The sequence below is a fragment of the Pseudomonas sp. CCC4.1 genome, assembly GCF_035019225.1.
Taxonomy (GTDB): Bacteria; Pseudomonadota; Gammaproteobacteria; order Pseudomonadales; family Pseudomonadaceae; genus Aquipseudomonas; species Aquipseudomonas bubulae.
This window is the reverse complement of record NZ_JASJWL010000104.1, coordinates 1-7,010: the sequence shown is the minus strand read 5'-3', so window position 1 is coordinate 7,010 and position 7,010 is coordinate 1. Positions and strand designations below refer to the sequence as shown.

Sequence of the window (7,010 nt, the reverse complement as noted above, 5' to 3'; positions counted from 1 at the left end):
GGTGCACTCGACAGGATTCGAACCTGTGACCGCTCGGTTCGTAGCCGAGTACTCTATCCAGCTGAGCTACGAGTGCATTTGAAGCGGCGCATTATAGACCGTTGAATCTCTCTGGCAAGATTTTTTTTCAGTATTTTCAACAACTTACTGAACTGCCTAGATTACAACGTGCTACATGAATAATGGCGGAGAAGGGGGGATTCGAACCCCCGACACCCTTTTGAGATGTACTCCCTTAGCAGGGGAGCGCCTTCGGCCACTCGGCCACCTCTCCGCAACACGGGGCGTATAATAACCAGCCTTTTCCCCGCATGCAACTAAAAACTTAAATAAAATTAAAGACTTGGTTCTTCATCCTTTTCATTCTTGATCCGCAGGTAGATCTCTTCACGGTGTACGGCCACTTCCTTGGGAGCATTGACGCCAATGCGCACCTGGTTGCCTTTGACGCCCAATACGGTCACGGTAATTTCGCCATCGCCTATGATCAGGCTTTCCGCACAACGGCGAGTCAGAATCAGCATACGTTTCTCCTCACACTTATCTTTTCAGGGACAACAGTCTGCAAAAAAAAAGAGCCCGAGCCTACTAGCGACTAGTAGCACTCTGCGCTCCTTAGTATTGACCAACATGACAAAACGGGTGGGCTTCGTGCATGCCTGCCAAAAAACAAAGGGCGCGGATTAACCGCGCCCTTCTGCCAACGCCTTACTCGCCCTGTCGGGCTGGCGCATCCAGATCAAAAGCGGTGTGCAGGGAACGCACGGCCAGCTCCAGGTACTTTTCTTCGATCACAACAGACACTTTGATCTCGGAAGTCGAGATCATCAGGATGTTGATGTTCTCCTTGGCCAGCGATTCAAACATGCGGCTGGCAACGCCTGCATGAGAGCGCATGCCCACACCCACGATCGAAACCTTGGCAATGTTGGTGTCGCCCACCACTTCACGGGCACCGATCTCGCGAGCGGTATTTTCCAGCACGCTTTGCGCCGCATTGTAGTCATTGCGGTGTACGGTGAAGGTGAAGTCGGTGGTGTTATCGTGCGCAACGTTCTGCACGATCATGTCGACTTCGATGTTGGCCGCGCTGATCGGGCCCAGAATCTTGAACGCCACGCCCGGGGTGTCCGGCACGCCACGGATGGTCAGCTTGGCTTCGTCGCGATTGAACGCGATACCAGAAATGATCGGCTGTTCCATGGATTCCTCTTCATCAATAGTAATGAGGGTACCTGGACCCTCCTTGAAGCTGTGCAAAACGCGCAGCGGAACGTTGTACTTGCCGGCGAACTCGACTGCGCGGATCTGCAACACCTTGGAACCCAGGCTGGCCATTTCCAGCATTTCTTCGAAGGTAATCTTTTCCAGACGCTGCGCCTTGGCCACAACCCGCGGGTCAGTGGTGTAGACGCCGTCAACATCGGTGTAGATCTGGCATTCATCAGCCTTGAGGGCCGCTGCCAGCGCCACACCCGTGGTGTCGGAACCGCCACGGCCCAGCGTGGTGATATTGCCGAGCTCATCAACGCCCTGGAAACCGGCAACCACAACCACACGACCGGCCTTGAGATCAGCGCGAATCTTCTGATCGTCAATTTTCAGGATACGGGCCTTGGTGTGCGAGCTGTCCGTGAGGATGCGCACCTGGCTGCCGGTGTAGGACACGGCCGGCACACCACGCTTGTTCAGCGCCATGGACAGCAGACCAATAGTCACTTGCTCGCCCGTGGATACAATCATATCCAGCTCACGCGGCAACGGCTGATCGCTGATTTGCTTGGCCAGGTCGATCAGGCGATTGGTTTCGCCGCTCATGGCCGATAGCACGATCACCAGATCATTGCCGGCTTCGCGGAACTTCTTAACTTTATCGGCGACCTGCTCGATTCTCTCGACAGTGCCGACCGAGGTGCCTCCGAATTTCTGTACGATCAAAGCCATTTCAAAGCAGCCTCAGCCCATAAAGGGCGCCCATTTATCATTCAAACGACGCGCCGTTACTAGACAACGGCGCGTTCTGGACCTCAGATACCCTGCTCGACAAATGGCACGGTCAGAGCCAGCGCGGCGTCCAGGGCTGCAGCATCAACACCGCCACCTTGCGCCATGTCCGGACGACCACCGCCCTTCCCGCCCACTGCCGCAGCAGCCTGCTTCATCAAATCACCGGCTTTGAGTTGGCCAGTCAGGTCTTTGGTTACGCCTGCAACCAGTACAACCTTGTCTTCATGGACACTGCCGAGCAGGATCACCGCACGGCCGAGCTTGTTCTTCAGCTGATCTACCAGCGCCAGAAGCGCTTTGCCGTCTTGACCGTCCAGGCGGGCGGTCAACACTTTCACGCCTTTTACGTCCACCGCCGACGATGACAGATCATCACCCGCTGCGCTTGCGGCCTTGGCCTGCAACTGCTCAAGCTGTTTTTCCAGCTGACGGTTGCGCTCAAGTACCGCCGACAATTTGTCGACCAGGTTCTCGCGCGAGCCCTTGACCAGGCTGGCGGCTTCCTTGAGCTGCTCTTCGGCAGCATTGAGGTAAGCCAGTGCGGCTGCGCCGGTCACCGCTTCAATACGACGGATACCGGAGGCTACACCGCCTTCGCTGATGATTTTCATCAGGCCGATATCACCGGTGCGCTTGGCGTGGATACCACCACACAGCTCAACCGAGAAATCACCACCCATGCTCAGCACGCGCACGCTGTCGCCGTACTTCTCGCCAAACAGCGCCATGGCGCCTTTTTCCTTGGCGGTTTCGATGTCGGTTTCTTCAGTCTCGACCGGAGTATTCTTGCGAATCTCGGCGTTGACAATATCTTCCAGCGCCTTGATCTGCTCAGGCTTGATCGCTTCGAAGTGGCTGAAGTCAAAACGCATGCGCTGGCTGTCAACCAGAGAGCCTTTCTGCTGAACGTGCTCGCCCAGAACCTGGCGCAAGGCGGCGTGCAGCAAGTGGGTGGCCGAGTGGTTCAGCGCCGTGGCGTGACGCACATCGGCGTCCACCTGGGCTTCAACGGTTTCGCCCACTTTCAGGCCGCCCGCAGCAACCACGCCGTGGTGCAGGAAAGCGCCACCGGTCTTGGTGGTGTCGCGCACGTCAAAGCGGGCAGCACCCGCCTGCAGGTAACCGCAATCGCCGACCTGACCGCCCGATTCGGCATAGAACGGGGTCTGGTCGAGAATCACCACACCCTCGTCGCCTTCGTTCAGGCTGGCAACCGACTGCCCTTCTTTATACAGCGCAACCACCTTGGCCGAGGCCTGGGTAGCGTTGTAACCGACAAACTCGGTCGGCACGTCGACTTTGACCAGGGTGTTGTAGTCCAGGCCAAACGAGCTGGCCGAACGGGCACGCACACGCTGGGCTTCCATCTCGCGTTCGAAGCCTTCTTCGTCCACGGTCAGGTTGCGCTCACGGGCGATATCGGCCGTCAGGTCCATCGGGAAGCCGTAGGTGTCGTAGAGCTTGAACACTACGTCGCCAGGCACCACGGTACCCTTGAGCTCAGCCAGATCCAGCTCGAGGATTTTCAGACCCTGCTCCAGGGTCTTGGAGAACTGCTCTTCTTCAGCCTTGAGCACGCGCTCGATATTGGCCTGCTCGCGCACCAGCTCCGGGAAGCTGGCACCCATCTCGGCCACCAGGGCCGCGACGATCTTGTAGAAGAAATTGCCAGTAGCACCCAGCTTGTTGCCATGACGGCAAGCGCGACGAATGATGCGGCGCAGCACGTAGCCACGACCTTCGTTCGATGGCAGTACACCGTCGGCGATCAGGAAGCTGCACGAACGGATATGGTCCGCTACCACCTTGAGCGATGCCTGGCCTTCGTTGGCGCAGCCGATCGCGTCCGCCGCTGCGGTCAGCAGGCTCTGGAACAGGTCGATATCGTAGTTGGAGTTGACGTGCTGCATCACCGCACTGATCCGCTCCAGGCCCATGCCGGTGTCTACCGACGGCGCTGGCAACGGATGCAACACGCCATCGGCGGTGCGGTTGAACTGCATGAAAACGTTGTTCCAGATTTCGATGTAACGGTCGCCGTCTTCGTCTGGCGAGCCCGGCGGGCCACCCCAGATTTCCGGGCCGTGATCGTAGAAAATCTCGGTGCACGGGCCGCACGGGCCGGTATCGCCCATGGTCCAGAAGTTGTCCGATGCATACGGCGCGCCCTTGTTGTCGCCGATACGGATCATGCGCTCGGCAGGCACGCCGACGTCCTGGGTCCAGATGTCGTAGGCTTCGTCATCGCTGGCGTAGACGGTCACCCACAGCTTGTCTTTGGGCAGCTTGAGAACACCGGTCAGGAAGGTCCAGGCGAAATTGATCGCATCTTTCTTGAAGTAATCGCCAAAGCTGAAATTGCCGAGCATTTCAAAGAAGGTGTGGTGACGGGCGGTGTAACCGACGTTTTCCAGGTCGCTGTTCTTGCCGCCGGCACGCACGCACTTCTGGCTGCTGGTCGCTCGGGTGTAGGCACGTTTTTCTTGACCCAGGAAACAGTCCTTGAACTGGTTCATCCCCGCGTTGGTGAACAGCAGGGTCGGGTCGTTATTAGGGACCAAGGAGCTGGAAGGGACACGGGTGTGACCTTGCTCCTCGAAGAAGCGAAGGAAGGCTTCACGGATTTCTGCGCTTTTCATAGGTTCTTCCACGGAGGCTGCGGCCAGAGGCAAGTAAATCACGTCAATCGACAGTGCGACTCGCAAAGGGCCGCATTATATCGGCCCTTCGCCCCGGGTACAGCGTGTTTATACGATAGCGACAAGCAATTGGACGGATTGAACGCTTATTGAAGGGAAAACTCGGCAAAAACCGCTATCACCTGCTCAATCTGGCTGCGACTGACATCCATGTGCGTCACCATTCGCAAGCGCGGCGCGGCACTGAGCCTGATCCCCTGGCCGGCCGCAAAGGCCTTGAGTGCCTCGGCACGCTCACCGATCTGGACGTAGACCATATTGGTCTGCACCGGCTCAACCTCATAACCGGCAGCACGCAGGCCCTCGGCCAGCAACTGGGCATTGGCATGGTCATCGGCCAGACGCGCCACCTGATGATCCAGTGCATACAGCCCGGCAGCCGCCAGTTGACCGGCCTGGCGCATGCCGCCCCCGACCATCTTGCGCAGGCGTCGAGCGCGGGAGACAAGCTCGGCGGTGCCGCACAGCACCGACCCCACGGGCGCGCCCAGGCCTTTGGACAGGCAGACCGATACCGAATCGAAATGGCGGGTGATATCACCGGCGTCAACGCCCAGTTTGACCGCCGCGTTGTACAACCGCGCGCCATCAAGATGCAGCGCCAGGCCGTGCTCGCGGGTCAGGCGGCCGGCAGCTGCCAGGTACTCGGTGGGCAGCACCTTGCCTTGCATGGTGTTTTCCAGCGCAAGCAGGCGGGTGCGGGCAAAGTGGAAGTCATCCGGTTTGATCGCGGCAGCCACCTGTTTCAGATCAAGCGAGCCATCGGCCTGCACCTCCAGCGGCTGCGGCTGAATGGACCCCAGGACCGCCGCCCCGCCACCTTCATACTTATAGGTGTGAGCCTGCTGACCGACGATGTATTCATCACCGCGCTCGCAATGCGCCATCAAGGCCAGCAGGTTGCTCATGGTGCCGGTGGGCACAAACAGCCCCCTGGCAAAGCCCAGGCGCAATGCCAGCTCGGATTCCAGTTTGTTCACCGAAGGATCTTCGCCATACACATCATCGCCCATAGGCGCATTTGCCATGGCTTCACGCATGCCTGGGGTGGGTTGGGTCACGGTGTCACTACGAAGATCGATAACAGACATGGCATTGGCCTCGGCAAGGTTTGATCAGTGTTGAATGCTAAACGTGCGATTCCCGCCAGAACAAGCCTACTCTGCAGCGATCGACAATATTCGGATGCTCACGTAGGAATTACCTTATTAATGAAATGGAAAAACTGATAGCTATTAGCAAAAAGCATCAATGCATACTCGAAAAATATGTGATACAAAATGTCCGCCGCCAGAAAGGCTGGTGGCAACGTTCTCAGGGCGGGGTGCGACTCCCCACCGGCGGTAATTGCGCGCAAAGCGCATAGCCCGCGAGCGCTTGGCACATTCTTGAGCTTCGGCCAGGAATAAACCAAGGTCAGCAGACCCGGTGTGATCCCGGGGCCGACGGTCATAGTCCGGATGAAGAGAGAACGGGATTGGCGCCAAAGGGCCGTCAACCAGGCGGGATAGTGGCGATGCCGTATGGCCGTGCGCTGCCCTCCTGAACGTACCCTTTAATCCCATTCGATTCATATGCCCTGTTTTTCACACAAACAGGAATCTGAACATGCAACCTACAGCTATTCACCACAACGAACGTGTCGCATTTATCCAGGCTTCCTGGCACAAAGAGATTGTCGACCAGAGCCGCAAGGGCTTCCTGGCCGAAATGCTGGTGCTGGGCTATCAGGAAAGCGACATCGATTTCTTCGAAGTCGGCGGCGCATTCGAGATCCCGCTGCACGCCAAACTGCTGGCCAAGACCGGTCGTTACGCCGGAATTGTCGGCGCCGCACTGGTCGTGGATGGCGGCATCTACCGTCACGACTTTGTTGCCCAGACGGTCGTCAGCGGCCTGATGCAAGTACAACTGGAAACCGAAGTGCCGGTGTTCTCCGTCAGCCTCACGCCGCACCACTTCCACGCCGGTGAGGAGCATCAGAAGTTTTTCTTTGAGCACTTCGTGCACAAAGGCCAGGAAGCCGCCCGGACGTGCGTAGACACACTGCAGAAAATCCGCAACATCAAGCGCATGGATACCCAGCAAAAACGCGCGGTGTAATGCCTGATTCCCCGGCCAGCCCTGAAACCAGGCTCGCCGGGGAGCACACCATAAACATGTAACGCACACATAAGCCATCCAGGCGTTTCAATTGTCGATACAGGTGCCCGGTCACCGATGACATTTGAACTTGACGCCCAGGAGCATCTCTTATGTGCCCAACCCCGCCCCCAGTAACAACTCTGTCTCTTATACACATCT

The 7,010-nt window shown here is 57.9% G+C and carries 5 protein-coding genes, 2 tRNA genes and 1 riboswitch; of the genes, 1 reads left to right on the top strand and 6 read right to left on the bottom strand.

Annotation, left to right across the window (positions count from 1 at the left end; genetic code table 11):
- Positions 1-2 precede the first annotated feature (2 nt).
- The 6 genes from QN377_RS22785 to ltaE form a co-directional block, all read right to left on the bottom strand.
- A tRNA-Arg gene (locus tag QN377_RS22785) sits at positions 3-76 on the bottom strand.
- A gap of 107 nt (positions 77-183) precedes the next feature.
- Positions 184-274: transfer RNA gene (locus QN377_RS22780), tRNA-Ser, on the bottom strand.
- Between the two features lie 61 nt (positions 275-335).
- Positions 336-524 (bottom strand): carbon storage regulator CsrA, encoded by a 189-nt coding sequence (gene csrA, locus QN377_RS22775; RefSeq protein ID WP_095003370.1) that lies wholly within the window; start codon positions 522-524, stop codon positions 336-338.
- Positions 525-708: 184 nt separating this feature from the next.
- Complete coding sequence (locus QN377_RS22770) at positions 709-1,944, bottom strand: aspartate kinase (protein ID WP_095003369.1); 1,236 nt, start codon at positions 1,942-1,944, stop codon at positions 709-711.
- Positions 1,945-2,027: 83 nt separating this feature from the next.
- Positions 2,028-4,646 (bottom strand): alanine--tRNA ligase, encoded by a 2,619-nt coding sequence (alaS, locus tag QN377_RS22765; protein ID WP_095019219.1) that lies wholly within the window; start codon positions 4,644-4,646, stop codon positions 2,028-2,030.
- A 146-nt stretch (positions 4,647-4,792) separates the two neighbouring features.
- Positions 4,793-5,797 carry a low-specificity L-threonine aldolase gene (ltaE, locus tag QN377_RS22760; RefSeq protein WP_095003367.1) on the bottom strand — a complete coding sequence of 335 codons (1,005 nt, stop codon included), beginning with the start codon at positions 5,795-5,797 and terminating at the stop codon, positions 4,793-4,795.
- Positions 5,798-6,012: 215 nt separating this feature from the next.
- Positions 6,013-6,183: riboswitch (FMN riboswitch) on the top strand.
- A 131-nt stretch (positions 6,184-6,314) separates the two neighbouring features.
- Between ltaE and QN377_RS22755 the strand changes: the two genes are divergently transcribed.
- Positions 6,315-6,809 (top strand): 6,7-dimethyl-8-ribityllumazine synthase, encoded by a 495-nt coding sequence (locus QN377_RS22755; RefSeq protein ID WP_095019218.1) that lies wholly within the window; start codon positions 6,315-6,317, stop codon positions 6,807-6,809.
- Positions 6,810-7,010: the final 201 nt, after the last annotated feature.